Below are 26024 nucleotides of genomic sequence, written 5' to 3' on the forward strand. Positions count from 1 at the left end.
CGATACAACTGTGAACTTATTGCTACAGATCAATGTTGGATCAATAACAAAGCCAGGTCCGAAGCAGTGCGAATGCACGGCGAGGGACCGCAACGACGCTGCGGTCTTTTTGAAACGACTTCTTAGTGGCGCGGGGGATTCGCGTAGATATCCTGGCCGGCTTCGTTGATCTGGCGGCGCAGGTCGCGGCGCTCGTCCGGCGTCAAGCGGCCGGCGCGGCGATTCATTTCGGCATTGCGACCGGCTTCCTGCATGGCGCGACGCTGCTCTTCGGCGCGGGCCTCGTAGCTGCGCGGATCGAGCTGGCGCGGCTCGGCCTGGCGTACCGGCTGCGCTTCACGCGCAGGCAGGGTGCGGGGTTCTTCACGGCGCGGAGCGTCGCGCTCCGAACTGTCGTGCGCCATCGCGGCGCCACTCAGCAACAGAACACCCAGGAGGGATCGAACGCAAAAATTTGCGCTTGCTGCCGCGTAGTTTTTTTTGTGATCGATGCCCATGACGTTCCTAAAAAGCTGAATCTATGCCCAGAGTGTATGATGCTTTACCTGAGGGGGTAAGACGAATTGGGTAAAGTTTGTAACACTTTGTAATGGGTTGTCACAGACGTTTTCGCAATGCGAATATGACGTTACCATAGCAACATGAATATGACAAATCTGGCAGGCAAATGACTAGCACAACGACTGAATCCGGCAACACCTCCGCCAACCAGCATGGCCACCAGGCCAAGATCATGGTAGTGGACGACGACGTGCGACTGCGCGACCTGCTGCGCCGCTACCTGACCGAGCAAGGCTTCAACGTCTTCACCGCCGAAAGCGCGACCGCCATGAACAAGCTGTGGCTGCGCGAGCGCTACGACCTGCTGGTGCTGGACCTGATGCTGCCGGGCGAAGACGGCCTGTCGATCTGCCGCCGCCTGCGCGGCGCCGGCGACCAGACGCCGATCATCATGCTGACCGCCAAGGGCGAGGACGTGGACCGCATCGTCGGCCTGGAAATGGGCGCCGACGACTACCTGCCCAAACCGTTCAACCCGCGCGAGCTGGTGGCCCGCATCGGCGCCGTGCTGCGCCGCCGCGGCCCGGACGAAATCCCCGGCGCGCCGTCGGAAACCCCGCAGTCGTTCGAGTTCGGCCAGTTCGTGCTGGACCTGGGCACCCGCACGCTGAAGAAGGCCGGCGAAACCGTGCCGCTGACCACCGGCGAATTCTCGGTACTGAAAGTATTCGCCCGCCACGCGCGCCAGCCGCTGTCGCGCGAAAAGCTGATGGAACTGGCGCGCGGCCGCGAATACGAAGTGTTCGACCGCAGCCTGGACGTGCAGATCTCGCGCCTGCGCAAACTGATCGAGCCCGATCCATCGAGCCCGCTGTACATCCAGACCGTCTGGGGCCTGGGCTATGTGTTTATTCCGGAGGGGCAGCCGCGCTAAGGCGCGGGCGTGCGCATGAAGTTTCCGTCGAAGTTTCCGTTTACGTTTAGGGCCGCCAGCCTGAAAAGCGGCCTGTTCTGGCGCACCTTCTTCCTGCTGGGCGCGCTGACCACCACCAGCATGACCGCCTGGGTCGGCATGATCAGCGCGGTGCAGCACGAGCCGCAGGTGCAGCAGATCTCCTCGCAGGTGATCTCGGTGGTCACCATCACCCATGCCGCCCTCACCCACTCGGCGCCCGAACTGCGGCGCGAGCTGCTGTTCGACCTGGTGTCCAACGAAGGCATCCGCGTGTTCACGCTGGAGGACGACGACAAGGTCGATCCGCCGCCCGACAATGCGCTGATGCCCGACATCCAGAAGCTGGTCAAGGCCAAGCTGGGCGAGGACACCCGCTTCTCGGCGCGCGTCAACGGCGTGGCCGGCTTCTGGGTCAGCTTCAAGATCGACGACGACGCCTACTGGCTGATGCTGGAACGCGAGCGCATCCGCGGCCTGACCGGCATCCAGTGGCTGGGCTGGGCCAGCGTGGTGTCGGTAGTGTCGCTGCTGGGCGCGGCCTTCATCTCCAGCCTGATCAACCTGCCGCTGCGCCGCCTGACGCAGGCCACGCGCGCCTTCGCGCAGGGCAAGCGGCCCGACCCGCTGCCGGAAAAAGGCGCGATGGAGATCATGGAGGCCAACCGCAGCTTCAACCAGATGGTGATCCAGTTGCAGCAGGTGGAATCGGACCGCGCCGTGATCCTGGCCGGCATCTCGCACGACCTGCGCACGCCGCTGGCGCGCATGCAGCTGGAAGTGGAGATGGCCAACCTGTCGAACGAGGCACGCGAGGGCATCCAGTCCGACATCGGCCAGATGGACGACATCATCGGCCAGTTCCTCGACTACGCCAAGCCGACCGAGGTATCGAGCTTCATCAACGTCGACCTCAGCGAACTGCTGCAGGACACCGCGCATGAAGCCGGCCGCCTGCCGGACGTGCGCATCACCACCGACATCGTCGCCAACGCCCACGTGATGGGCAACGCCACCGACATCAAGCGCGTCATCAACAACCTGATCGAGAACGCCCGCCGCTACGGCAAGACGCCCGGCAGCGAACTGTCCGAGATCGACATCAAGTGCAGCACGAAAGGCATGCACACCTCGCGCCGCGTCATCGTCGAAGTGCAGGACCACGGCAGCGGCGTGCCGGACGACCAGATCGAGCAACTGCTCAAGCCCTTCACCCGGCTCGACACCGCGCGCGGCCAGGCCAACGGCGCCGGCCTGGGCCTGGCCATCGTCGACCGCGTGATGCTGCGCCACGGCGCCGAGCTGCACGTGCGCAACCGCGACGGCGGCGGCCTGCTGATCCAGATCGTGATGAAGGCGGCTTGATGCGGGCCATGTATTTTGCCGTGCTGCTGGCGGCGGCGGGACCGGCCGCCGCCATCAAACCGGCCAAGCCGGCCGCGCCGCCGCGCATCGAGCAGCGCGCCGCCAGCGACGAGGAACGCAGCTCCTTCGACGACTACTTCCGCCAGAAGATGCTGGCCGAATCCAGGGGCGCGCGCCCGGTGCCGCCGCTGTTCGCGCCGGAGTTCGAGATCCAGCGCCAGCGCGGCAAGCCGTGGCAGGTGGTGGCGCGCGTCGATTCGGCGCCGCGCCATTCGGCGGTCGACCTGTGCCGGCAAATCAAATCGAGTTTTATCTACGACGCCAAGGCGCCCAAGGATGAGCGCTGGAGCGAGTCGGCCCAGCTGCCGAGCTGGCATGTGTGGCTGGCCCAGCCCAAGACCATCTGCAGCGCCGCCCGGCACACGGTGTTGATGGACCAGGCGCTGCCGCCGGAAGACGTGGTGGCGCTGCTGCGCCAGTATCCTGAACTGCTGGGCCGCGCGCGCCTGCTGTTCGCCGGCAACTCGCAATGCATCCGCCAGCGCGCCCTGCCCTTCACGCTGCGCGCGATCGAGCCGGCGGCGCCGGTGACAGGCGCGCCCGTGATGTTCAGCCTGGTATTTGAAAGCGACCGCGACACCATCGCCCGCGTCGCGGTGCGCAAGCACCGCGGCGAGTTTGCGGCCTGGAACGTCAGCTGCGACTGACGCTGCTGTCGTTGCTGCTGCGGTTGATCGGGTGATCCTGCGGCTCCAGCAGCCTGGTCAGCAACAGTTCGGTCGAGCCATAGCCGTACAGCGAATCCGTCTCCAGGCCCTGCGTATCGTAGGGCACGGACTCTTCGCGCTCCGAACGGCTCGGGTCCGCGTCCGAATATGTCACGCGCCAGGCGCGCTTGAGCGAGTCGGCGCGGCGCAGGAACTGCGGCATCGGCCACAGCGCCGGATTCCAGTCGACGATATCGCCCAGCACGCGCCAGTGGCCGCTGGCCAGCGCCATGTCGCCCACCCGCAGCACCTTGACCGCGTCCTGCGGTTGCAGCGTGTTGAGCTCCTCCAGCGACGGCAAGCGCGGCAGCTTGGGCCCGAACAGATACGCCAGCATGATCTTGCTGCCCGGCGACAAACGCGCCACCAGGCCCCAGCCATAGCCGCCATCCAGCAACGGTATGGCGAACCAGCTTCCTTCTTGATACGACTGCCTCATTCCTGCCCTTTCACTTGCACGATGCAGCAGAGTGTCGCCAAAATGTACTGACATGATGGCGCCTCCGTTAAAAGCTGTGTCTGCTTCGTTGGCGCCTTGTGGCGCAAACCGCAAGTGTAGCGGTGCCGCGCGGATCGCGGCGCACGGCACCGCATGTGCTACACTAGCGCCTCGCTAGGGGTCCTGGAGCTTTTGCTGCCGGGTGAGAGATACCCTTCGTACCTGATCTGGATAATGCCAGCGAAGGAAAGCGCAAAGTAGTTCTCCCCTCCTTTGATGGCTCTCTTCGCGGCTCCCAGCCAAGAACAAAAGAGAGAGCACATGAACACACCAAGATTCGCAGTTTCCGCCATCGCCCTGGCGGTACTCCAGGCATTTCCCGGCGCCGCCGTCGCCGAAACCTCCGCCGCCGAGCAAGCCATGCCCGAAGTGGTGATCACCGGCGCCCGCGCACAGGCCAGCCGCGCCAGTGTGGCCGGTTTCTCCAACGCGACGCTGCTGGAAACCCCGGCCTCGGTCAGCGTGCTGACCTCGCAGCAGATGCTGGACCTGCAAATTCGCTCCACCACCGACGCCGCGCGCTACGACGCCAGCATCGGCGACGCCTACAACGCGGTCGGCTATTCGGAGCAGTTCTCGATCCGCGGCTTCAAGCTGGACAACGCCTCCAGCTACCGCAAGGACGGCATGGCCATCTCGGCCGACACCCAGATTCCGCTGGAAAACAAGGAGCGCCTGGAAGTGTTGAAAGGCCTGTCCGGCCTGCAAGCCGGCGTCTCGGCGCCGGGCGGCATCGTCAACTACGTCACCAAGCGCCCGACCGATACGCCGCTGCGCACCGTGGTGTTGGAAGAACGCGAACGCGGCACGCTGTACGGCGCCGTCGACCTGGGCGGCCGCTTTGAAGACCAGCGCTTCGGCTACCGCTTCAACGCCGCCGCCGAGCGCCTGCGTTCATACATCAAGGGCGCCGACGGCAACCGCAAGTTCATCTCGGCCGCCTTCGACTGGAAGATCTCGCCGCAGGCGCTGCTGCAAGTGGACGCCGACTACCAGAAGAAATCGCAAGTGACCGCGCCCGGCTTCCAGCTGCTGAACAATGAGACGCTGCCGAACATCCCGGCCGACACCATGCTCAACAACCAGCCGTGGAGCCGTCCGGTCGAGACCAGCAGCAGCAATATCGGCGTACGCTTCGAGTACAAGTTCACGCCGGACTGGAGCACCACCGTCAGCGCCAACCAGCACCAGTTCAAGCGCGACGACTACACCGCCTTCCCTTACGGCTGCGGCGCGCAAGGCCTGTACCCCGGCTACTGCGACAACGGCGACTATGACGTCTACGACTACGTCAGCCTGGGCGAAAAGAAATCGCCGCTGACGGTGCAGGCGCTGGTGCAGGGCAAGTTCAGCACCGGCACGATCAAGCACCAATTCACCGGCGGCGCATCGCTGTTCAAGAACAGCGAGAAATGGGGCGACTACCTGTACACCCAGGCCGGCCCGAAAGGCGACGCGTTCAGCAACATCTACCACCCGATCATGGTGGCGCCGAACGGCGGCACCAGCAAACCGGTTTCCGAGCGCCGCAGCGACAACGAACGCGCCTTGTTCGCGCAGGACATCCTGAACATCAACGAGCAGCTCAAGCTGCACGCCGGCGCGCGCTACGTACAGGTCAAGCGCGTTGAATATGTCGGCCCGGACGAAAATGACAAAATGCTGCCGGACGCCCACACCGACGTCGGCTTCTGGCTGCCGAATGTGGCGCTGGTGTACAGCCTGCGTCCGAACGTTTCGGTCTACACCTCGTATGCGCAGGGTCTGGAGCATGGCGGCGTCGCGCCGATCGGCACCAAGAACCCTGGCCGCGCGCTGGCGCCGGGTAAGTCGAAGCAGGTCGAAGTGGGCGTCAAGACTGATATCCGTCCTGACCTGAGCGCCAGCGTCGCGCTGTTCGAGATCCGCAAAGGCCTCGAATATACCGATGTCCAGAACTACTTTGTGCACAACGGCCAGGCGCAGCACCGTGGCCTGGAAATGGCCCTGAACGGCCGCGCCTCGCGTGAATTGACGGTGGGCGTATCGGCCACCACGCTCAACTCGCAGCAGCGCGACACCGGCTCGGTGAAACTCGACGGCAAGCGCGTCACCAACGTCCCGGCATTCAAGTCGACCGTCTACGCCGACTACGCGGTGCCGCAAGTGACCGGCCTGTCGGTCAACGCCAACTGGATCTACTCGGGCAAGAAGGCGTTCGACCAGACGAACCAGGTGTTCGTGCCGAGCTACCATGTGCTGAACCTGGGCGGAGCCTACGCCACCCGCATCGGCGGCGTCCAGACCACGCTGCGCGCCAGCGTCAACAACGCGCTCGACAAGTTCTACTGGCGCGACGTCACGCCGGACCTGGGTGGCTATCTGATGCCAGGCGCCTCGCGCACCTTCCGCGTGTCGGCCCAGTTCGACCTTTAAAAGATCAACTGCACGCGCATCGAAAAACTCTTCGCTGCGCGTGCCGAATTCCTGCCGACCAGGTAAGCGAATTCGTACTTGATCTCCTGCCGGCCGATATCGCGGTGTCCAAACACCGCCGGCCCGGCGCGGTGCGACTGCTGCCGGTATGGCAGCCAGTCGTTCCACTTCCCCACTTCGCCGAAAGCCTGCACGCCAGGCTGTAGCCACGGCTTCCAGTTATGTTTGACCTGCAGCTGGTAGGTCAGCTCCATCGGATGTTCGCCGCCGCCCGGCGCCACGCGATAGTCGCGCTGGAAGAACAGGTTGGCGTTGAACTGCGTGCGGCCGATTTCCGTTTGCAGCACCGGGCCCCATTCAAACGCGTAGCCGCCGGCGTTGTCGCGCGCCTTTTCCACTTTGGTGTGCAGCGCCAGGTCGAAGTCGTATTGGCCCTGCGTCAGCAGGTAGTCGTTCTGCCAGGCCGTCTCCACCCAATGAGCGGCGCCGCCGTTCATCTTGAACCACTTGGCGTAGACCTCGGTGTACCAGCGCGACGTGACGCCGTAGCCGATACCGATTTCCGGCGCCGCCGCGGTGCGGCCCTTGTAGTGGGCGTTCCAGTATTTGTAGTCGAGGGATGCCTGGCCTTCCACATCGTAGGTGGAGACCAGGTAGTAACCGGTATCGGCCAACGCCAGCGGGGACACACACATCAATATCGCCGCCAACCGTTGCTTCATGGTAGATGCCGCTCCACTTGGGATAGTCGTTCGCCGGGATCGCCCGACACCAGCAGATAGGGTATCCCACGCGCCGCCAGCTCGTCCAGCAGCATGCGATTGATGATGACGCTCACTTCCTCGGATTCACGCTGCAAGCCGTCGGCCACCCAGGGAATGTCCGGCGCCATCACCAGCGTGTAAGCGTAGTCCTGCTGATGGCGGGCCGCCAGCGCGGCCAGTTGCTGGTCGAAGCCACCGAAGTAATGGCGGCCATAGACCACCGTCATCAGTGGCGCCGTGTCGCAAAAAAGATACTTGCCGGCGCGCGGCGCGGCGGCGTCCTCGCGGTCGCGCTGCGTCTCGGCGATGTGGAACTGGTCGGCCGCCACCGGTATCCGGGCCTCGGTGTCGACGAACTCGCGCAGGTACTCGGGCACCCACAGCGTTTGATAGTGCTCGGCCAGCGCCGCCGCCAGCGTCGACTTGCCGGACGACGTGGTGCCCAGGACGGCCACCCGCAGCGGCGCCTGCGCGCTCATTCCAGCGCCATGCGGCCGTTGCGGCCATCCGTATGGTCGTTGCTCCAGGCGCGCAGGCCGATCACCGCCATGCCGACGAACACCGCGTACAACACGGCCGTCAGCACCAGGTGCTTGTGCAGGTACAGTGCCACGTACAGCACGTCGACGATGATCCAGACATGCCAGTTCTCGACCTTTTTACGCGACAGCAGCAGCTGCCCCAGCAGGCTGCCGGCCGTGAGGAAGGCATCGGCCTTCGGCACATCGGTATCGGTGTAGCAGGACAGGTAGCCCCACAGGAGCACGAAGCCGGCCAGCCAGCCGGCGCCGGAAATCCAGACGCCGCGCGCATCCAGCCGTGTCACCGGCAGCTCAGCGGCCATGCTGGGCACGCCGCCCAGCCATTGCTTCCAGCCCCAGACCGACACCGCGATGAACACCAGTTGCAGCGCCATGTCGCCGTACAGCCGGGCTTCGTAAAAGACCAAACCATAAATCGCCGACGACAGGATGGCAAACAGCCAGGCCCAGTGCAGCTGGCGGATGTTGAACCAGACCGTCACCACCGACAGCACGAAGCCCAGCAGTTCAAGAGGGGTGGTGCCCAGGCCAAACAGGACTAGAGGCGCGTTGGCCAGGCCAAGCAGGACTACGGGATCGTTCATCGTCTGTGGGTGCGGCGTGGCGGCCGCCAAGGGTGGGTGATATCGCCGCGGCAGTATGCGAGTTTTCTGCTGAATAAGCAAGATTTAGCGGCGGCCTGCGGTTGCGCTCGCCCACTCATTTCAATAGAAAAAATATTACTAATTTTTTATTATTATTGATTTGTCATTGCCTATATGGCACCATAAAATAGCAACATCCCTCAATTTCTCTGGAGTCCAGAATGCGCAAAATCCTGTTTCTCGCCGCAGCATTGGCTGCCGGCGCAGCCCACGCCGACTTTATTCCCGTCGTCAAAACCGGCCAGAACATCGCCTCGGTCAGCCTCAACAACGGCAGCCTGTCCTATTCGGAAAACCGCAACGCCAACGGCCCGCTGGGCGCACTGATCGTCGATGCCCAGTACACCCCGCACCGCATCGAATCCGGCCTGAACGCAGCAGCGGCCAACGCCATCAACGGCGGCGGCGCGCACTTTGCTGGCGGAGCCGTCACCGGCTATCCCACCATCACTCTGCGTCCCGACGCCAGCGGCGTAGTGTTTGTGACGATGAGCGGCCTAAGCTACAGCGTCAAGGCCACCTACAGCGGCACCAAATGGGGCGTGATCAACTACAGCTGCATCAACACCACCACATACAGTGACATCAAGGTCACGGCGCAGTTCGGCACTGCAGATGGCGTGATCCCGACCGACAAGGTCGGCATCACCGGCAACCTGTCGACCTCCACCGACTGCGACTCCAACCTCAGCTGGATACTGCCGGTACTGGGCAACATCCTGATCAACAAGGTCGAAGGCATGGTCGATGCCGGCATCGCCAGCGCCATCCAGGACGGCTTGTCCAGCGTGACGCGGAAATTCTTCTTCCTGCCCGACCAGAACTGGCTGGTCGGCCTGAACCGCCTGATCCCGGCCGACAAAGTAGTCAACTATCCAGGCGGCAGCTTCCCGATCGGCCAGTACCTGCGGAACAACATGCCCTATGTGATCGCCAACAGCCAGATCACGCTGACACTGGGCGGCGGCGCCAATCTGCAGCCGGTGTTCGGCACCAACGAGCCGCCGCTGCAGTTGACCGGGAATGCGATCACGCTGAGCGTCACCTCGCCCGGCGTCACCTTCACCGCCAATCTGGCCGAACAGGTAAACGTCCGCTGGCAATGGAAGTGCAGCGTGGCCAATCCATCGCGCAACTGCGCCGATCCGCGCTAAGCAACAAAAAAAAACGGCGGTCCCGAAAGTCCGCCGTTCTTTTTCATGTCCGTGGCGCCGCTTACCTGGCGCGATACTTGATGGTCATTTCCTTGAGCACGTTGTCGGCGTGATCCACTTCCGACATCACCCACAGCATATAGCGGATATCCATGTGGATGGCGCGGGTGATGGCGGTATCGAAGTACCAGTCCTTGGTGATGGACTCGTAGGTCGAATCGAAATTCAGGCCGATCAACTCGCCGTTCTTGTTCATCACCGCCGAGCCGGAATTGCCGCCGGTGGTGTCGGCGCTGGTCAGGAAGTCGACCGGCACCGTGCCCAGGACAGGATCCTTGAACTGGCCGTAGCGCTTGGCCTTGATCGCATCAAGCAGCTTTTTCGGCGCGTTGAACGGATCCTTGCCGGTGTTCTTCTCGACGATGCCTTCGACCGTGGTGAACGGACCTTTGGTGATGCCGTCCTTAGGCGAGTAAGGCGACACCGTGCCGTAGGTCACGCGCAGCGTCGAATTCGCATCCGGATAGACCGGCTTGCCCTGCGACTTCTTCCACGCGATCACGGCCTGCATGTATTGCGGGATCACGCGTTCCAGGTTGCCGTCCAGTTCCTTGCGGCGCTCCGTCAGCGACTGCGTCACACCATCCAGCTTGACCGCCAGTTGCAGGAAGGCGTCGTCCGACGCGGCCAGCGCGGCGGCGTCCTTGCCCACCCACGCCAGGCGCTTGGCGGTATCGCCCAGCGACGACTTGGCGTACAGGGCAGGCACCGCATCGACGGCCGGCAGCAGCGCATCCATGCCGAGGACGTGCATGGACTTCGGCAGCTTGGCGTAGCGCTGCAAGGCGGCTACCAGGCGCGCCTGGTCAACGCTGCCCACATACGATTGCTCCAGCCGGTTCAGACGGGCCTTGATGAAGGTCAGGTCGCGCTCCTGGAAGCCGGTCTCGCGTTCCGCATCCGGCTTGGCGCCTTCGCGCGCCAGGCGGTACAGGGTGGCGGCGCTCTTCAGCAGGTCGCCGGTGGTGACGACGCTGTAACCGAATTCCTCGTCGCTCAGCGCCAGTTCGGCGGCGATCACCGTATCCAGTTCGGTCAGCAGGGTTTTCGATACGCCCGGCTGCTTGGCGTACCAGGCGCGGAACTCCGCGTCCTGCACGTCTTTGATGGCGGCGATGTCCTTGCGCGCAAAGCCGTCCATCAGGCCCTGGGTTTTCTTCATCACGTTGTTCATGCCCTTGTCGACGCTGGCGTAACGCACGGCGGCGGCGGGATTGCCCTTGGTGGCGGCGGCGATCACGTCCAGGTCCGCCTGGATCTCGGCCACCTTGGCCGGATAGGCGAAGTCGCGCGCGGCGCGGACTTCCGACGGCAGCTTGTAGCGGCTGGTGCGGCCAGGGTAACCGGCCAGCAGCACCGGATCGCCGTTTTTCAGGCCGGCGGCGGAGACCACCAGGAAGTCCTTGGAGTGGTAAGGCACGTTGTCCGGCGATGGATCGGCCGGACGGCCGTCCTTGCCCACGTAGGCGCGCAGGAAGGAGTAGTCGCCGCCCTGGCGTGGCCATTCGTAGTTGTCGATGTCGCCGCCGAAGTTACCGATCATGTCGGCCGGCGCGTACACCAGGCGCACGTCGCGTATCATCATCTGGCGGATGCGGTAGTACTCAAGGCCGCGGTGGAAGGCCGGCACCGAGCAGCGGTAGAACTTGTCGCTCTCGCATTCGGCGATCAGGGCCTTGATCGATTTTTCCACCGCCTCGTGGCGCTGCTTGCCGCTCATGGTGTCGCTGACGCCTTTGAGTACGCGGGCGGTGACGTTTTCGACCTTGTCGGTGACGTAGACCAGCGTGTTCGGGCCACCCGGCAGCTCTTCGGCGCGGGTCTTGGCCAGGTAGCCGTCGACGATGTAGTTGTGTTCAGGGGTGGCGTTGCGCTGGATCGCGTTGTACGCGCAGTGGTGGTTGGTCACAACCAGGCCGGCGTCCGACACGAACGACGCCGAGCAGCCGCCCAGCGAAACGATGGCGCTCATCGGATGCTTGGACAGATCGGACAATTTCTCGGCCGGGATGGTGATGCCGATGCGCTTCAATTCGGATTTCAGCTGCGGCAGCTGGTATGGCTGCCATTGGCCTTCGTCGGCCTGGGCCGCAGCAGCGCCCATCAGGGCCACCGGAAGTACTAGATATTTTAACAAGATATACACCCCAGTTTGAGTTCTGGCGGCAGTATATTCCTTCTGCGGAGCTCGGGCTAGACCTGAGGACGCCAGTCAGTAAAACTCGCCTATTTCGACCAGCTGTCCGCGTAGCGCGGCACTGATCGCGGCGACAAATTCGCGGGAAGGAAGTGCTTGTACCTTTTCGCTAAACGCGGGGAGGTCCTTGCCAAAGGTCAGCAGGAGTCCGCCTCGCCAGAAGCCAAGGCAGGAGATAGACGAACGCGACTCCCGGTCCGGGATAAGCCGCGCTGTTCGACGTGTCACTGCGATTTTCTTGAGGCGCCGAGAGGTCTATCGTATGCCCAGCCCCGTCTATGTGCGACCACTCGCGCAGCACCGCTTCGACTCTGGCCGCCGTGTCGCCCTGGGGACGCCAGTGTGCATCGTCCACCACCACAAAATGTCTATATTCGACGCCCATACGCATAAGCTCCAATCGTCAAGCCGGCAGTTCGAAGTCCATCGTCAGCGTGCAGCCGCTCCCCGGCGCATACTGGCCGATATCGAGCCGCCCGCCCAGCGATTCCACGCGCTGCGCCATGCCCATCAAGCCGAACGACTCGTTCTTGTCGCGGTGCTGCGGCGCGATGCCGACGCCGTTGTCGCTGACGCTGAACACCAGCCGGCCGTCGCGCCGCGCCAGCAGCACCTCGACCCGGCTGGCGCCCGCATGGCGCCGCACATTGCTCAACGCCTCCTGCAAACTGCGGAACAGTACAATTTCCATCTCCGGCGCGATGACGGCGAACACTCCGTCGTCCGGCAGCGTCAGCGAGCAGGCCAGGCCGCTGCGCTTGCGGAACTCGCCCACCTGCCATTCCAGCGCCGCCTGCAAGCCCAGGTCCAGCACCGCCGGCCGCAGCTCGTTCATGATCCCGCGCACGCTGCTGATGGTGGTGTCGACGTTCTCCAGCACCGCATCCACCCGCTGATGCAGGCGCGCATGGCGTTCGCTGGTGCGGACGCTGAGCATGGAGATGTCGATGCGCAGCGCCATCAGGTTTTGTCCCAGCTCGTCGTGGATGTCGCGCGCGATGCGGGTACGTTCGCTTTCCTTGACCGTCTCCATGTGCTCGGCCAGCTTGCGCAACTGCTCGCGCGATTCGTGCAGCGCCGCCTCGGTGCGTTTGCGCTCCACCACCTCCAGCATCAGCTGGCGATTGGCCTCGGTCAGTTCGGCGGTGCGCGAAGCGACCCGCGCATCGAGCTCGCGCGACAGTTTCAACAGCGCCGCTTCGGCCTGCTGGCGCGCAGTGACGTCGGAGAACACGCCGATGAAATGGCTGATCGAGCCGTCGTCTTCGCGCACCACCGTCAGCGACATCGAGGCCACATACGGCGTGCCATCGCGCCGCCGGTTGTACACCTCGCCCTGCCATCTGCCGTAGCTGCGCAGGCAGCGCAGCGCCTCGGCGTGATAGCCGACCGGATGGGCGCCCGGGCGGCCCAGGAAGCGCGGGTTGCGGCCCAGCGCCTCCTCCACCGCATAGCCGGTCAGCGTGCTGAAGGCGGGATTGACGAAGACGATATTCTGCTCGGCGTCGCACACCAGCACCGCCTCGTTGATGCTGTCGAGTACCTGGAAGGCGCGCCGCCGCGCATCCTCGCGCACATCCTCGGTGCCGATGTCGGTCAGGATCATGCGGCAGGAACGGCCCGCCGCATCCATATTGGCTTCGATGCGGACCTGGCGCAGTCCGCGCATGGCGCTGCGGGTGTAGGAATCGAACAGCGGCGCTTCCAGCACACCGCGCCCGCCGCTGTCGAGCAGGTCGAGCAGGAAGCCACGCAACAGCGCCTGCGACTGCGGCGCCACGAACTGTTCGAAGCGCCGGCCCGCCAACTCGGACATCGGGCGCGCCAACAGCACGGCGGCGGCGTGGTTGGCGCGCGTGATGCGGCCGTCGGCATCGAGCGACAGGTAGCCGGCCGGCGCCTGGTCGTACAGCGCGGCGTAGCTTTCGCGCCCCTCCTCGGCCAGGTCGCGCTCGATCTGCAGCTCGGCCAGCGCCAGGTTCTGCATATCCAGCTCGATCTGGCTGACCTGGAGTTCATGCCAGCGCTTGAGTTCATCGCTGCCGGCGCCGTCGGCCGGCGGCTTTACTTTCGGCAGCGCCGCCACCGTCAGTTCGGCGATCTGGCGCAGCTGCACGGGATCGAGTTCAGGACGCTGGCGCTTTTTCATGCTGGGCCTATCCTTTCTGTATCGAGCGTAGCTGAGCCTCCAGCAGTTTCGACTCGGTGATGTTGATGAAGGTGACGACCACGCCATCGATCACATTGTCCACGGTCCGGTAAGGCATGATGCGCACCGTATACCAACCGCCGCTATTGGTCGGCACCTGGCGCTCGCGGAACACCAGTGTGCGCAGCACCTCGCGCGCGTCGGCCTCCAGCTCGGGATACTGCAAATCGTTGACGATGTCGCTCAGCGGCCGGTGCACGTCGCCCGGTATCAGCTTGTAGATCTGCGTGCTCTGGTCCGTGAAGCGGCGGATGCGCAGCTCGCCGTCGAGGAAGATGGTGGCGACGTCGGTGCTGTTGAGCAGATTCTTCATGTCGCCGTTCACCACCGACAGGTCGTCGACCTTCGATTGCAGCTCGGCGTTGACGGTGTACAGCTCCTCGTTCAGCGACTGCATCTCTTCCTTGGAGGTGGTCAGTTCTTCGTTGGTCGATTGCAGCTCCTCGTTGGTGGACTGGAGTTCTTCGTTGGCCGACTTGAGCTCCTCGCGCGAGGCCTGCATCTCGTCGCGCACCGCCTGGATCTCCAGCCGCGCCTGCGCCAGTTGCTGTTCCAGCTCCAGCACATACGGATTGGTGGAGCGCGCGCGGCGCTTTTCCGCCGGCAGCGGCACCGTGGCCAGCGTCAGCATCACGGCGCCGGACAAGGGACCGTTGTCCGGCATGGCCTCGGCGGTCAGGTCCAGCGCCTGCGACGGCTTGCCGGCGTCGTCGCGCTGGATCAGGCCGCGCACGGCGATCACGCCCTCGCCCTGCGCCGCGCGCTTGATCAGGTCCGCCAGCTCGTGCCGCAGCCCCTCGCGCGCCATCGCATGGATGTTCCAGTTGGCCTTGCCGGCGGCCGGTTCCAGGTAGGCGCCGGTGCGGCCGTGGATGTACAGGATATCGCCATGAATATTGAGCAGCACGGCGGCCGGCGTATGCTTCTTGAGCAGTTGCTGCTCGACCTGTGTTTGGAGATTACCGTTCATGGATGGTGGATGAGACTCGCTGGCTGTAGGGACGGACACACTGTTGACGCGCGTCGGAAAATAGTTGGCGACGCGATGGATGGACGCATCCAGGCGGCGGTATATGCGGCCCGCGCTGGACATCGGCGCGAACAGCTCGTTGAAATGGCCGGGCGTATCGGCGCTGCCCAGCATCAGCAGCCCATCGGGCTTGAGCGCATAGTGGAACAACGGAATCAACTGCTCTTGCAGCTTGGCCGTGAAATAGATCAGCAGGTTGCGACAGCACAGTATATCGAGCTTGGTGAACGGCGGGTCGGAAATGACGTTCTGGCGCGCGAAGATGATGGTATTGCGCACATCCTTGCGGATGCGGTAGCCGCCCTTCTCGGCCGGCATGAAGTAGCGTTGCAGCAGGTGAGGCTGGATCTCGGCCTCGATATTGGGCCCGAACACGCCCAGGCGCGCGCGGTCGATGGCGTCGTCATCGAGATCGGTGGCGAAGATCTGCAGCGTGTAGCGCGCCGCCGGCCGCACGCGCTCCAGCACCTCGTTGAAGGCGATCGCCAGCGAGTACGCCTCCTCGCCGGTCGAGCAGGCCGGCACCCAGGCCTTGAAAGCGGCGCCGCCCGGATGGGCCTGCAGCAGCTGCGGCAACGCGGTCGCCATCAGGTAGTCCCACACCTTGGGGTCGCGGAAGAAATTGGTCACGCCGATCAGCAGTTCCTTGAACAGCAGGTCGATTTCGGCCGGATTGTCGCGCAAGAAGCCGACATAGGCGGTCAGCGTCGCGCACTGGCGCAGCTTCATGCGGCGGTCGATGCGGCGCAAGACGGTACTGAGCTTGTAGTCGGAAAAATTGGCGCCGGTCTGCTTGAACAGCAGCTGAAACAGCTGTTGCAGCGCGTCGCGCTGGGCTACCGCCTGCGCCGGCAGGGTGGGCTCCTGGCTGTTCCACCAGCCCACCACGTGGGCCGCCATGTCGCCGGGCAGCGCCACGATGTCGACCACGTCGGCGGCGATGGCGCTGAGCGGCATCGGATCGAAGCGCGCCGACGCCGGCTGCTGCGCCAGCGTCAGGCCGCCGGCCTCGCGCACCGCGGCCAAGCCGCGCGTGCCGTCGGCGCCCATGCCCGATAAAACCATGGCCACCGCGTGCTCGCCGCTGCGCGCGGCCAGCGCGTGGAAGAAGCCATCAATGGGGAAGTGGTGGCCGCGCGGACCGGAAGCGGGCAGCACGGCGAAGTTGGCGCCATCGAATCCGAGGTCGCGGCCGGGCGGGATCACATACACATGGTCGGCTTCGACCGGCATGCCGTCCTCGATCTCATGCACCGGCATGCGCGTAACGCGTTGCAGCAGTTCCGGCAGCATGGCCTTGTGGGTCGGATCGAGGTGCTGCACGACGACATAGGCGAAGCCGCTGGCCGGTGGCACGCTGACCAGGAATTCGCAGATCGGATCGAGGCCGCCGGCAGACGCACCGATACCCACCACCGGCACCAGGCCGTGGGCGGGCTTCGCCTTCGGGACGTCGATGGCGGCGACAGCGGATGCGTGAGCGGTTTGTTTCGTCATCATAGCTAGCCGACCGCCGGAACAACCCTGCCCCGGCGGTCAGGCGTCTCGGAAAAAGTGGTATTTGTTTACATCTTGCCAGATGATTATACAAACACCGCACCCAAACACCAAACTGTGTCGCCCGCGCTACACCGCCCTACTCGCTTGCCGCATGCCAGCCGCCGCCCAGCGACTGGATCAGCGCCACCGCCGTGGTCTGGCGGTCGGCCTGCGACTGCACCAGCGCGCGGCGCGCCGCCAATGCCGTGTTCTGCGCGGTGACCACGTCGGTGTAACCAACCTGGCCGGCGCGGTAGCGGTTGAGCATCTGCGCCTCGACCTGGTCGGCCGCCTCGGAGGCGATCTTGCGCAGGTCCTGCTGCTGGGCCAGCGCGCGGGTCGCGGCCAGCTGGTTCTCGACGTCGGCAAAGGCGCTCAGCACCGTCTGGCGGTACCGGGCGATGGCGGCGTCACGCTGCGCCTCGGCACCGCTGACGCGGGCCTTGGTGGCGCCGGCGTCGAACAAGGTCTGCGCCGCCGACAGGCCCAGCGACCACAAGCTGTTTGAAGCGTTGAACAAGCCGCCGGTGGAGCTGGAGCCGTAGCCGACGGAGCCGGTCAGGTTCAGGCTCGGAAAGTAGGCGCTGCGGGCCACGCCGATCTGCTCATTGGCGGCGGCCACGCGGCGCTCGGCGGCGGCGATGTCCGGGCGGCGCTGCAACAGGGTCGACGGCACGCCGGTCGGCACGTCCGGCACCACCACTTTCCACGGCGCCGGCGGCAGCGCGAAATCGCTGGCGGCCTTGCCCAGCAGGACCGCGATCGCATGCTCCAGCGTGGCGCGCTGGCGGCCCAAGGTGACCTGGTCGATGCGGGCGTTGGCCAGTTGGGTTTGCGCTTGCAGCAGGTCGGACTTGGCGGCAATGCCGGCGTCGAAGCGGTTCTGCGTGATTTGCAGCACGCGCGCGTAGCCTTCGGTGGTGGCGTCCAGCAGCGCCTTCTGGGCGTCGGTCTGGCGCAACGAGAAGTAGTTGGTGGCCAGCTCGCCCTGCGCCGACAGGCGCGCGGCGGCCAGTTCGGCGGCGCTGGCCTGCATGCCGGCCTTGGCGTTGTTGGCGCCGGCGCGCAGCTTGCCCCAGACGTCCGGCTCCCAGCTGCCGCCGATGTTGGCGCGGTACTGGTTGCCGGTTGGTGTGTCGCCACCGCCGCCGGAGCGGTTGGCGCTACCGTTCAGTGTCGCCGACGGGAACAGCGAGGCGCGCTGCTGCTCGACCAGCGCCCGTGCCTGCGCGTAGCTGGCGACGGCGGCGGCGACGTTCTGGTTCGAGACTTCGATGCTGTCGGCCATCTGGTTCAGCAGCGGATCGCCGAACAGCTGCCACCACGGGCCGCGTTCCAGCGTGTCGGCCGGCGCGGCGACGGTCCAGCCGGCGGCGACCTTCTCGGCCTGGCTGGCGGTTTCCTTGTAGGCCGACGGCTGCGGCGTGGACGGCAGTTGATAGGCCGGGCCGACCGCGCAGCCGCTGGCCAACAGCGCCGCCAGCGCGATCAGAGAGTAGCGGAAGGATGGTGCGTATGTGTTCATGGTGTGCTTGGCGCTTCGCTGTGGATGCGGCTTAAATGTTGTTCGGACTTGCCGCGGCGACGCAGTTTGTCCATCAGGATGTAGACCACCGGTGTGGTCAGCAGCGTCAGTACCTGGCTGGCGATCAGGCCGCCGATGATGGCCACGCCCAGCGGCTGGCGCAGCTCGGAGCCTTCGCCGAAGCCGATCGCCAGCGGCAGCGCGCCCAGTGCGGCGGCCAGTGTGGTCATCAGGATCGGACGGAAGCGCAGCAGGCACGCTTCGCGCACCGCCTGCAACGGCGTCAGGCCGCGCGAGCGTTCCGCCTCCAGTGCGAAGTCGATGATCAGGATGGCGTTCTTCTTGACGATACCGATCAGTAGGAAGATGCCGATCAGCGAAATGGTCGAGAACTCCATCTTGAAGATCAGCAGCGCCAGCACCGCGCCCACGCCCGCCGACGGCAGCGTGGTCAGCACGGTGATCGGATGCACCAGGCTTTCATACAGGATGCCCAGCACGATGTAGATCACCACGATGGCGGCCAGGATCAGCAGCGGCAGCGACTTGTTGCTGTCCTGCGCGGCCTTGGCCGAGCCCTGGAAGCTGCCGCGCACATTGTTCGGCATGCCGATTTCCGCTTCGGCCGCCTTGATCTGCTCTGCCGCCTCGGACAGGCTGGTACCCGGTTGCAGGTTGAAGGCGATGGTGGTCGCCAGTTCGCCGTCCTGGTGGTTGATCGAGGTCGGCGCCGAGCTTTCGGCAAAGCTGGCCAGCGCCGACAGCGGCACCATCGTGGTGGCCTTGGTGCTCAGCGCGGAACCTGACGACGCATCCTTGACCGCCGGTGCGGCCACGTTGGCCGGGGTGGCGCTGGTTGTGCTGGTGCTGCCGGCAGCAGTCAGCGCCACCGGTGCGCCGTTGGGATTGCTGGCGCTCGGCGCCGGCAGGCCCTTCGACGGCACATACACATCCTTCAGCGCCTCCGGGCTCTTGGCAAACTCGCGCGGCACTTCCATGATGACGTGATACTGGTTCAGCTCAGAATAGATGGTCGCCACCTGGCGCTGGCCGAAGCTGTTGTACAAGGCGTTGTCCACGTCGCGTGCCGACAGGCCCAGACGCGAGGCGCTGTTCTTGTCGATGGTGACGAAGGTCTCGACGCCGTTGTCCGCCTGGTCGGTGTCGACATCGGTCAGCGCCTTCTGGCCCTTCATCGCATCGGCGAGACGGCTGGCCCACTTCTTCAAATCGGCCTGGTTGTCGCTCTTGAGCGTGTACTGGTAGTTCGAATTGGCCTGGCGCCCACCGGCCCGCAGATCCTGCACCGGGCTCAGGAACAGGCTCACGCCGGTCACCTTGGCCAGTTTGGGACGCAGGCGGGCGATCACCGCCTGGCCGGCCACGCTGCGCTGGTTGGCCGGCTTCAGGTTGATGAACATGAAACCGCCGCCGGCGCGACGGCCGCCGGTGAAGCCGACCACCGTGGCGACATCGGGATCGTCCTTGATGATGTCGACCAGCTGTTTCAGCTTGCCCTGCATGGCCTGGAACGAGATGCTCTGGTCGGCGCGGATGCCGCCGTTGATCTGGCCCGTGTCCTGCTGCGGGAAGCCGCCCTTGGGTATCGCCGCGAACAGGTAGAAGTTCAGGCCGATCACGAACACAAGGCTCAGCATCACCAGCCAGACGCTCGACAGCGCCCAGTCCAGGCTATGCTCGTAGCCCTTGAGGATAAAGTCGAAACCGCGCTCGAAGAAGCGGGCGACGGGGCCCGGCGGCTTGGCGTGGACATGGCCGGGCTTGAGCAGCCAGGCGCACATCATCGGCGTGGTGGTCAGCGAGATCACCAGCGATATCATCACCGCCGCCGACAGCGTGATGGCGAATTCCTTGAACAGCGCGCCGAACTGGCCGCCCATGAACAGCAGCGGAATGAACACGGCGATCAGCGAAAGGCTGATCGACAGCACGGTGAAGCCCACCTCGCGCGCGCCCAGCAGCGCCGCCTCGAAGCGGTCCATGCCGGCCTCGATATGGCGGGTGGTATTTTCCAGCACCACGATGGCGTCGTCGACGACGAAGCCGGTAGCCACCGTCAGCGCCATCAACGACAGGTTGTTCAGGCTGAAGCCCAGCAGATACATGGCGCCGAAGGTGCCCAGCAGCGAGACGATGGTCGCCACCGCCGGCACGATGGTGGCGCGCACGCTGCGCAGGAAGGCGCTGACCACCAGCACCACCAGCAGGATGGAGATGATCAGCGTGATCTCGATCTCCTTCAGCGACGAGCGGATCGAATTCGTGCTGTCGCTGGCGACGTCGATCTTGACGTCCGACGGCAACTGCGCCTGCAACAGCGGCAGCTGCGCGCGCACGCTGTTGACGGTTTCGATGACGTTGGCGCCGGCCTGCGGGCGCAGGATGACGATGATCGCCGGCTTGCCGTTGAACAGGCCGAGGTTGTTGTTGTCCTCCACGCCGTCGATCACCTGCGCCACATCCTGCAGGCGGATCGCCGTGTCGTTGCGCCAGCCGACCACCAGGTTGCGGTAGTCGGCGGCGGAGCGTCCGCCCGTGGCGTTGGCCGATACGGAATAGATCTGCAAGCGGCGGCCGTTGCCCTGCAAGGCGCCGCGTGGGCGGTTGGCGTTGGTGGCCTGGATGGCCGCGCGCACGTCTTCCGCCGACAGGCCGTAGCGGTTCAAGGCATACGGATTCAGTTCGACCCGCACCGCCGGCAGCGAGCTGCCGCCCAGTTCCACGTCGCCCACGCCGGTCACTTGCGACAGGCGTTGCAGCACGGTGTTGGAGACGGCGTCGAAGATCTGGCCCGGCGTGCGGGTGTCCGACGTCAGCGCCAGGATCATCACCGGAATGCCGGAGGTATTGGCCTTGCGGTAGGTCGGATTGCTGCGCAGCGTGGCCGGCAGGTCGACGCGGCTGGCGTTGATCGCCGCCTGCACTTCACGCGCGACCGAGTCGACGTTGCGGTTCAAGTCGAACTGCAAGGTCACGCTGGACGAACCGGTATTCGATTGCGACGTCATCTCGTTGACGCCGGCGATCACGCCCAAATGGCGTTCCAGCGGCGTGGAGACGCTGGTGGCCATGGTCGCAGGGCTGGCGCCCGGCAGGTTGGCGTTGACCGAGATGACCGGGAAATCCACCTGCGGCAGCGGCGCCACCGGCAGCACGAAGAACGCGCCGATGCCGGCCAGCGCCAGGCCACACGTCAACAGGACGGTGGCGATCGGACGCCTGACGAAGGGTGACGACAGATTCACAGCGCACCACCTTCAACCGGCGCCGGCGGGTTGCCCAGCTTGCGGCGGACGCGGCGCGCCAGGCTGTCGAAGCCCAGGTAGATCACCGGCGTGGTGTACAAGGTCAGCATCTGGCTGACGATCAAGCCACCGAAGATGGCCAGGCCCAGCGGACGACGCAGCTCGGAGCCCTCGCCCCAGCCCAGCATCAGCGGCACGGCGGCGAACAGCGCGGCCAGCGTCGTCATCAAGATCGGGCGGAAGCGCAGCAGCGCGGCCTGGTGGATCGCCTCGCGCGGCGGCTTGCCCTGCTCCCGCTCAGCCTCGATGGCGAAGTCGATCATCATGATGGCGTTCTTCTTGACGATACCGATCAGCAGGATGATGCCGATGATGCCGATCACGCCCAGGTCCTGGCCGCTGACCAGCAGCGCCAGCAAGGCGCCGACGCCGGCCGACGGCAGCGTCGACAGAATCGTCAGCGGATGGATATAGCTCTCATACAGCACGCCCAGCACGATGTAGACGCAGATCACGGCGGCCAGGATCAGCCACAGTTGGTTCGACAGCGAGGCCTGGTAGGCGCCGGACGCGCCGAGGAAGGTCAGCGTGACCGAGGCCGGGAACTTGATCTCGGCGGCGGCCTGCTTGATGGAGTCCACCGCCGTGCCCAGCGACACGCCGGGCGCCGTGTCGAAGCCCAGCGTGGTGGCCGGATACTGCGCCACGTGCGTCACCTGCAACGGCGCGGCGCGCTCGCTGATGGTGGCCACCGCCGACAGTGGCGTGGCCTTGCCGGAACCGGTGCGGATCTGCAGGTTGCCCAGGTCGGCCGGAGTGGTGATGTCGTCGCGGCGCGCTTCCAGGATCACGCGGTACTGGTTGGTCTCGGTGAAGATGGTCGAGACGATGCGCTGGCCGAAGGCGCTGTACAAGGCGTCGTCGATGGAGGCGGCGGTGATCGACATGCGCGAGGCGCTGTCCCGGTCCACGCTGACGTAGGCCGCGTTGGCGCTGGCGCCGACGTCCGACACCACGTTGCGCAACTCATGCCTGGTGCGCATCTGCTCCGCCAGCTTGGTGGCCCACTGGTTGACGGTGGCGTTGTCCGCGCCTTCGATCGACACGCGGAACTGGGTCGGGCCGGATTCGGCGTCGATGGTCAAGTCCTGGGTCGGTTGCAGGTACAGCGTCAGGCCGGGGATCTGGGACACGCGCTGGCGCAGGCGGTCCATGGTCTCCTGCTGGCTGCCGACGCGTTCATGCTTCAGGTTGATCAGCATGCTGCCGGTGTGGAGCATCGTATTGTTGGCGGCATCCACGCCAACCACGGAGCTGAGCGTGCCGACATCCGGATCTTCCAGGATCAGGCGCACGGCCTGCTGCTGCAAGTCCGCCATCTTGGCGTAGGAGACGGCCTTGCCGGTCTCCAAGCGCGCTTGCAGCTGGCCGGTGTCCTGGGTCGGGAACAGGCCTTTCGGGATCACCACGTACAGCAGCACCGTCAGCGCCATCGTGCCCAATGCGACCAGCAGCGTCAGGCCGGCGTGCGCCAGCACCCAGGTCAGCGAGCGGTCGTAGTGGTTGATCACCCAGTCGAAGAACTGCTGGAAGCGGCGGGCGAAGCGGCTTGGCTTTTCCTCGGCGTGGCTCTTGAGCCAGCGCGCCGACATCATCGGCACCAGCGTCAGCGACACCACGGCGGAGATCAGGATGGTGATCGCCAGCGAAATCGCGAATTCGCGGAACAGGCGGCCCACCACGTCGCCCATGAACAGCAGCGGAATCAGCACGGCGATCAGCGACACCGTCAGCGAGATGATGGTGAAGCCGATCTGCTTGGCGCCCTTGAGCGCGGCGGCCATCGGCGTTTCGCCCTCTTCGATGTAGCGGGCGATGTTCTCGATCATGACGATCGCATCGTCGACCACGAAGCCGGTGGCGATGGTCAGCGCCATCAGCGACAGGTTGTTCAGGCTATAGCCGAGCAAATACATCACGCCGCAGGTGCCGATCAGCGAAATCGGCACCGACAGGCTGGCGATCACGGTGGCGCGCACGCTGTGCAGGAAGGCGAAGATCACCAGCACCACCAGCACCACGGCCAGCAGCAGTTCCATCTCCACGTGTTCGACCGAGGCGCGGATGCCGGTGGTGCGGTCGCTCAGCACCTCGACCTTCATCGCGCCCGGCAGGCCGGCTTGCAGTTCCGGCAAGCGGGACTTGATCGCATCGACGGTGGCGATGACGTTGGCGCCAGGCTGGCGCTGGACGTTGAGGATGATGGCCTTCTTGTTGCCGGACCATGCGCCCAGTTCGACGTTCTCGGCGCTGTCCTTGACGGTGGCAACATCGGCCAGGCGCACCGGGGCGCCGTTCTTGTAGGCCAGGATCAGGTCCTTGTAATCCTTGGCGGTCACCAGTTGGTCGTTGGCGTTGATGCTGTAGGCGCGGGTCGGGCCGTCGAAGCTGCCCTTGGCGCCGTTGGCGTTGGCGGCGGTGATCGCGGTGCGCAGCGTGTCCAGCCCCAGGCCGTAGGAGGCCAAGGCGTTGGTGTCCGCCTGGATGCGCACGGCGGGACGCTGGCCGCCGCTGAGCGTGACCAGGCCGACGCCGGACACCTGGCTGATCTTCAGCGCCAGGCGGGTGTTGACCACGTTCTGCACTTCGGTCAGCGGCATCGTGTCCGAGGTGATGGCCAGCGTCAGCACCGGCGCGTCGGCCGGGTTGACCTTGGCGTACACCGGCGGCGCCGGCAGGTCGGTCGGCAGCAGCGAGGCGCCGGCGTTGATCGCGGCCTGCACTTCCTGCTCGGCCACGTCCAGCGTCTGGCCCAGGCCGAACTGCAAGGTGATGATGGAGACGCCGGCGGCGCTGGTGGAGCTCATGCGCTGCAGGCCGGCCATCTGGCCGAACTGGCGCTCCAGCGGCGCGGTCACGGTCTGCCCCATCACTTCGGGGCTGCCGCCGGGGTACAGCGTCTGCACCTGGATGGTGGGGAAGTCAACCTGCGGCAGCGCGGACAGCGGCAGGAACTTGAAGCCGACGATGCCGGCCAGGACGATCGCCAGCATCAGCAGCGATGTCGCTACCGGCCGCTGGATGAAGGGTGCTGATGGACTCATTGTTGTGCCGCGCCCTGTTCTTTGCGATGACGGCGCTCGCCCGTATGCGGAGCGGACGCCCCATCGGCCGCCGCGGCGCCATCGCGTTTGCCCTTGCCGGCGCCCGGCAGCGTGACCTTGGCGCCTTCCTTCAGGCGGTCGCCGCCCTCGGTGATGACCTGCTCGCCCACTTGCAGGCCGCTGGCGATCTGCACTTTGTCGACCGTGGCCTGGCCGCGCGTGACCGGACGGACGGTGACGGTCTTGTCTTCCTTGAGCACGTAGACGAAGTCGCCGCTGGCGCCGTGGCGCACCGCCGTCACCGGCACCATCACCGCATCCTTGATGGTGCGCAGTTCCAGCCGCACGTTCACGAACTGGCTCGGGAACAGCGTCGACTTGGCGTTGGCGAAGCGCGCCTTGGCCTTCACGGTGCCGGTCTGCACGTCGACCTGGTTGTCCATGGCCGCGAATTTGCCGTTGTCCAGCGCATTGGTGCGGGTGCGGTCCAGCGCGATGGCCGTCAGCTGTGCGCCGTCGTTCACCTGCTGCATCACGCCGGGCACGCTGTCCTGCGGGATCGAGAACTCCACATCGATAGGCGAGAGCTGGGTAATCACGGCCAGGCCGTTGGCGTCGCCGGAGCTCACCAGGTTGCCGATATCGACCACGCGCAAGCCCACGCGGCCGGTGATCGGCGCGATCACTTTGGTGTAGCCGAGATTGAGCTTGGCCGTGCCTTCCTGCGCGCGGTCGGTCATGACGGTGCCTTCCAGCTGCTTGACCAGCGAAGCCTGCGTGTCCACGTCCTGGCGGGCGATCGAATCCTGGCCCAGCAGCGTGCGATAGCGGTTCAGCGTCAGCTTGGCGTTTTCCAGTTGCGCTTCGTCGCGCTGGCGTTGGCCGGAAGCCTGCAACAGCGCCATTTCGAACTGACGCGGATCGATCTGCGCCAGCACCTGCCCGGCCTTGACCATCTGGCCTTCCTTGAACAGCACCTGCTGCAGGATGCCCGATACCTGCGGACGCACGGTGGTGGTGGCCGCGGCGGTCACCGTACCCAGCGCCTCCAACGTGACCGGAATGTCAGCTTTGTCGGCAGTCGCCACGCCTACCGTGGTGGCCGCTCCACCGCGCCGACCGCCGCCTCCGCCGGGACCACCAGGACCGGGAGGACCGCCGGCGCCTTGCGCACCGGGCGCACCGGTGCTCGGCGCCTGGTGCGTCAGGTACCACGCCAGGCCGCCCAGCCCCGCCATGGCGGCGACGGCGACGACGCTGCCGACGACCTTGGAACGGCGGCTGCGCTGCGGTCGGGCGGCGTTCAAACTCGGCTTGGCTTGCGATTCCATCTTAGTCCTTTTTTATGCGTGCGTGTCCATGGCAAATACACCATGGCGATCAATGCGTGGACTCTAGCACAGGCCCCTGCCGCTGTCTGTCGCAGCTCCCCGGAGGTTACAAACTCGATACAAATCAAGGACTTTGGGCACTTGGCGCGTACATGGCGTT

General features: G+C 65.2%; 17 protein-coding genes and 1 riboswitch. Of the genes, 5 read left to right on the forward strand and 12 right to left on the reverse strand.

Translation table 11 applies throughout. The features are described from left to right. Positions 1 to 122 precede the first annotated feature (122 nt). On the reverse strand, positions 123 to 404 hold the full coding sequence (locus AC1RMD_RS04180) for a hypothetical protein (RefSeq protein ID WP_492923930.1): 282 nt from the start codon (positions 402 to 404) through the stop codon (positions 123 to 125). A 263-nt stretch (positions 405 to 667) separates the two neighbouring features. On the opposite strand from AC1RMD_RS04180, the gene ompR reads away from it, so the two are divergent. From ompR to AC1RMD_RS04195, 3 genes are read left to right on the forward strand one after another with little or no spacing between them, the layout of a single operon-like run. Then, a complete protein-coding gene (ompR, locus tag AC1RMD_RS04185; RefSeq protein WP_020702208.1) occupies positions 668 to 1435 on the forward strand; it encodes an osmolarity response regulator transcription factor OmpR in 768 nt (255 codons plus the stop codon). Positions 1436 to 1450: 15 nt separating this feature from the next. After that, a complete protein-coding gene (locus AC1RMD_RS04190; protein WP_492923932.1) occupies positions 1451 to 2818 on the forward strand; it encodes a sensor histidine kinase in 1368 nt (455 codons plus the stop codon). Beyond that, positions 2818 to 3525, forward strand: coding sequence for a hypothetical protein (locus AC1RMD_RS04195; RefSeq protein ID WP_492923934.1), 708 nt, complete (start codon positions 2818 to 2820; stop codon positions 3523 to 3525). The genes AC1RMD_RS04190 and AC1RMD_RS04195 overlap by 1 nt, the downstream gene beginning before the upstream one ends. Here AC1RMD_RS04195 and AC1RMD_RS04200 read toward each other — a convergent pair. Then, positions 3512 to 4024: an Imm26 family immunity protein gene (locus AC1RMD_RS04200; protein ID WP_492923936.1), complete on the reverse strand. Its 513-nt coding sequence runs from the start codon at positions 4022 to 4024 to the stop codon at positions 3512 to 3514. The two genes, AC1RMD_RS04195 and AC1RMD_RS04200, sit on opposite strands and share 14 nt — an antisense overlap. A 166-nt stretch (positions 4025 to 4190) precedes the next feature. Beyond that, positions 4191 to 4290: riboswitch (TPP riboswitch) on the forward strand. Between the two features lie 55 nt (positions 4291 to 4345). Here AC1RMD_RS04200 and AC1RMD_RS04205 point away from each other — a divergent pair. Continuing rightward, positions 4346 to 6499, forward strand: a complete 2154-nt coding sequence (locus AC1RMD_RS04205; RefSeq protein ID WP_492923938.1) for a TonB-dependent siderophore receptor — start codon at positions 4346 to 4348, stop codon at positions 6497 to 6499. On the opposite strand, the gene AC1RMD_RS04210 is transcribed toward AC1RMD_RS04205, so the two are convergent. From AC1RMD_RS04210 to pnuC, 3 genes are read right to left on the reverse strand one after another with little or no spacing between them, the layout of a single operon-like run. Continuing rightward, entirely contained in the window at positions 6496 to 7221 is a 726-nt protein-coding gene (locus tag AC1RMD_RS04210) for a hypothetical protein (protein ID WP_492923940.1), read from the reverse strand. The two genes, AC1RMD_RS04205 and AC1RMD_RS04210, sit on opposite strands and share 4 nt — an antisense overlap. Next, positions 7218 to 7742 carry an AAA family ATPase gene (locus AC1RMD_RS04215; RefSeq protein WP_492923942.1) on the reverse strand — a complete coding sequence of 175 codons (525 nt, stop codon included), beginning with the start codon at positions 7740 to 7742 and terminating at the stop codon, positions 7218 to 7220. Before AC1RMD_RS04215 ends, AC1RMD_RS04210 begins: the two co-directional genes overlap by 4 nt. Continuing rightward, a complete protein-coding gene (gene pnuC / locus AC1RMD_RS04220) occupies positions 7739 to 8389 on the reverse strand; it encodes a nicotinamide riboside transporter PnuC (RefSeq protein WP_492923944.1) in 651 nt (216 codons plus the stop codon). Before pnuC ends, AC1RMD_RS04215 begins: the two co-directional genes overlap by 4 nt. Positions 8390 to 8610: 221 nt before the next feature. Between pnuC and AC1RMD_RS04225 the strand changes: the two genes are divergently transcribed. After that, positions 8611 to 9603, forward strand: a complete 993-nt coding sequence (locus AC1RMD_RS04225) for a hypothetical protein (RefSeq protein ID WP_492923946.1) — start codon at positions 8611 to 8613, stop codon at positions 9601 to 9603. Between the two features lie 61 nt (positions 9604 to 9664). On the opposite strand, the gene AC1RMD_RS04230 is transcribed toward AC1RMD_RS04225, so the two are convergent. The 7 genes from AC1RMD_RS04230 to AC1RMD_RS04260 all read right to left on the reverse strand — a co-directional run bounded on the left by AC1RMD_RS04230 (position 9665) and on the right by AC1RMD_RS04260 (position 25864). Further along, positions 9665 to 11800, reverse strand: coding sequence for a S46 family peptidase (locus AC1RMD_RS04230; RefSeq protein WP_492923948.1), 2136 nt, complete (start codon positions 11798 to 11800; stop codon positions 9665 to 9667). Between the two features lie 463 nt (positions 11801 to 12263). After that, the gene (locus AC1RMD_RS04235; RefSeq protein ID WP_492923950.1) at positions 12264 to 14009 is read right to left on the reverse strand and encodes a PAS domain S-box protein; all 1746 of its coding nucleotides are present in this window, start codon (positions 14007 to 14009) and stop codon (positions 12264 to 12266) included. A 7-nt stretch (positions 14010 to 14016) separates the two neighbouring features. Further along, positions 14017 to 16599: a chemotaxis protein CheB gene (locus AC1RMD_RS04240; RefSeq protein WP_492923952.1), complete on the reverse strand. Its 2583-nt coding sequence runs from the start codon at positions 16597 to 16599 to the stop codon at positions 14017 to 14019. A gap of 136 nt (positions 16600 to 16735) precedes the next feature. After that, positions 16736 to 18163, reverse strand: a complete 1428-nt coding sequence (locus AC1RMD_RS04245) for an efflux transporter outer membrane subunit (protein ID WP_492923954.1) — start codon at positions 18161 to 18163, stop codon at positions 16736 to 16738. Then, positions 18160 to 21429 carry an efflux RND transporter permease subunit gene (locus AC1RMD_RS04250; protein WP_492923956.1) on the reverse strand — a complete coding sequence of 1090 codons (3270 nt, stop codon included), beginning with the start codon at positions 21427 to 21429 and terminating at the stop codon, positions 18160 to 18162. Before AC1RMD_RS04250 ends, AC1RMD_RS04245 begins: the two co-directional genes overlap by 4 nt. Further along, positions 21426 to 24533: an efflux RND transporter permease subunit gene (locus tag AC1RMD_RS04255; protein WP_492923958.1), complete on the reverse strand. Its 3108-nt coding sequence runs from the start codon at positions 24531 to 24533 to the stop codon at positions 21426 to 21428. The genes AC1RMD_RS04250 and AC1RMD_RS04255 overlap by 4 nt, the downstream gene beginning before the upstream one ends. Further along, positions 24530 to 25864 (reverse strand): efflux RND transporter periplasmic adaptor subunit, encoded by a 1335-nt coding sequence (locus tag AC1RMD_RS04260; protein WP_492923960.1) that lies wholly within the window; start codon positions 25862 to 25864, stop codon positions 24530 to 24532. The genes AC1RMD_RS04255 and AC1RMD_RS04260 overlap by 4 nt, the downstream gene beginning before the upstream one ends. Positions 25865 to 26024 lie beyond the last annotated feature (160 nt).

The organism is Duganella sp. GW822-FHT06D06 (assembly GCF_058799615.1).

Excerpts from the sequence above, each read along its gene's own strand:
- AC1RMD_RS04180 (WP_492923930.1), bottom strand. The coding sequence starts at position 404 with ATGGCGCACGACAGTTCGGAGCGCGACGCTCCGCGCCGTGAAGAACCC.
- ompR (WP_020702208.1), top strand. The coding sequence starts at position 668 with ATGACTAGCACAACGACTGAATCCGGCAACACCTCCGCCAACCAGCAT.
- AC1RMD_RS04190 (WP_492923932.1), top strand. The coding sequence starts at position 1,451 with ATGAAGTTTCCGTCGAAGTTTCCGTTTACGTTTAGGGCCGCCAGCCTG.
- AC1RMD_RS04195 (WP_492923934.1), top strand. The coding sequence starts at position 2,818 with ATGCGGGCCATGTATTTTGCCGTGCTGCTGGCGGCGGCGGGACCGGCC.
- AC1RMD_RS04200 (WP_492923936.1), bottom strand. The coding sequence starts at position 4,024 with ATGAGGCAGTCGTATCAAGAAGGAAGCTGGTTCGCCATACCGTTGCTG.
- AC1RMD_RS04205 (WP_492923938.1), top strand. The coding sequence starts at position 4,346 with ATGAACACACCAAGATTCGCAGTTTCCGCCATCGCCCTGGCGGTACTC.
- AC1RMD_RS04210 (WP_492923940.1), bottom strand. The coding sequence starts at position 7,221 with ATGAAGCAACGGTTGGCGGCGATATTGATGTGTGTGTCCCCGCTGGCG.
- AC1RMD_RS04215 (WP_492923942.1), bottom strand. The coding sequence starts at position 7,742 with ATGAGCGCGCAGGCGCCGCTGCGGGTGGCCGTCCTGGGCACCACGTCG.
- pnuC (WP_492923944.1), bottom strand. The coding sequence starts at position 8,389 with ATGAACGATCCCGTAGTCCTGCTTGGCCTGGCCAACGCGCCTCTAGTC.
- AC1RMD_RS04225 (WP_492923946.1), top strand. The coding sequence starts at position 8,611 with ATGCGCAAAATCCTGTTTCTCGCCGCAGCATTGGCTGCCGGCGCAGCC.
- AC1RMD_RS04235 (WP_492923950.1), bottom strand. The coding sequence starts at position 14,009 with ATGAAAAAGCGCCAGCGTCCTGAACTCGATCCCGTGCAGCTGCGCCAG.
- AC1RMD_RS04240 (WP_492923952.1), bottom strand. The coding sequence starts at position 16,599 with ATGATGACGAAACAAACCGCTCACGCATCCGCTGTCGCCGCCATCGAC.
- AC1RMD_RS04245 (WP_492923954.1), bottom strand. The coding sequence starts at position 18,163 with ATGAACACATACGCACCATCCTTCCGCTACTCTCTGATCGCGCTGGCG.
- AC1RMD_RS04255 (WP_492923958.1), bottom strand. The coding sequence starts at position 24,533 with ATGAGTCCATCAGCACCCTTCATCCAGCGGCCGGTAGCGACATCGCTG.
- AC1RMD_RS04260 (WP_492923960.1), bottom strand. The coding sequence starts at position 25,864 with ATGGAATCGCAAGCCAAGCCGAGTTTGAACGCCGCCCGACCGCAGCGC.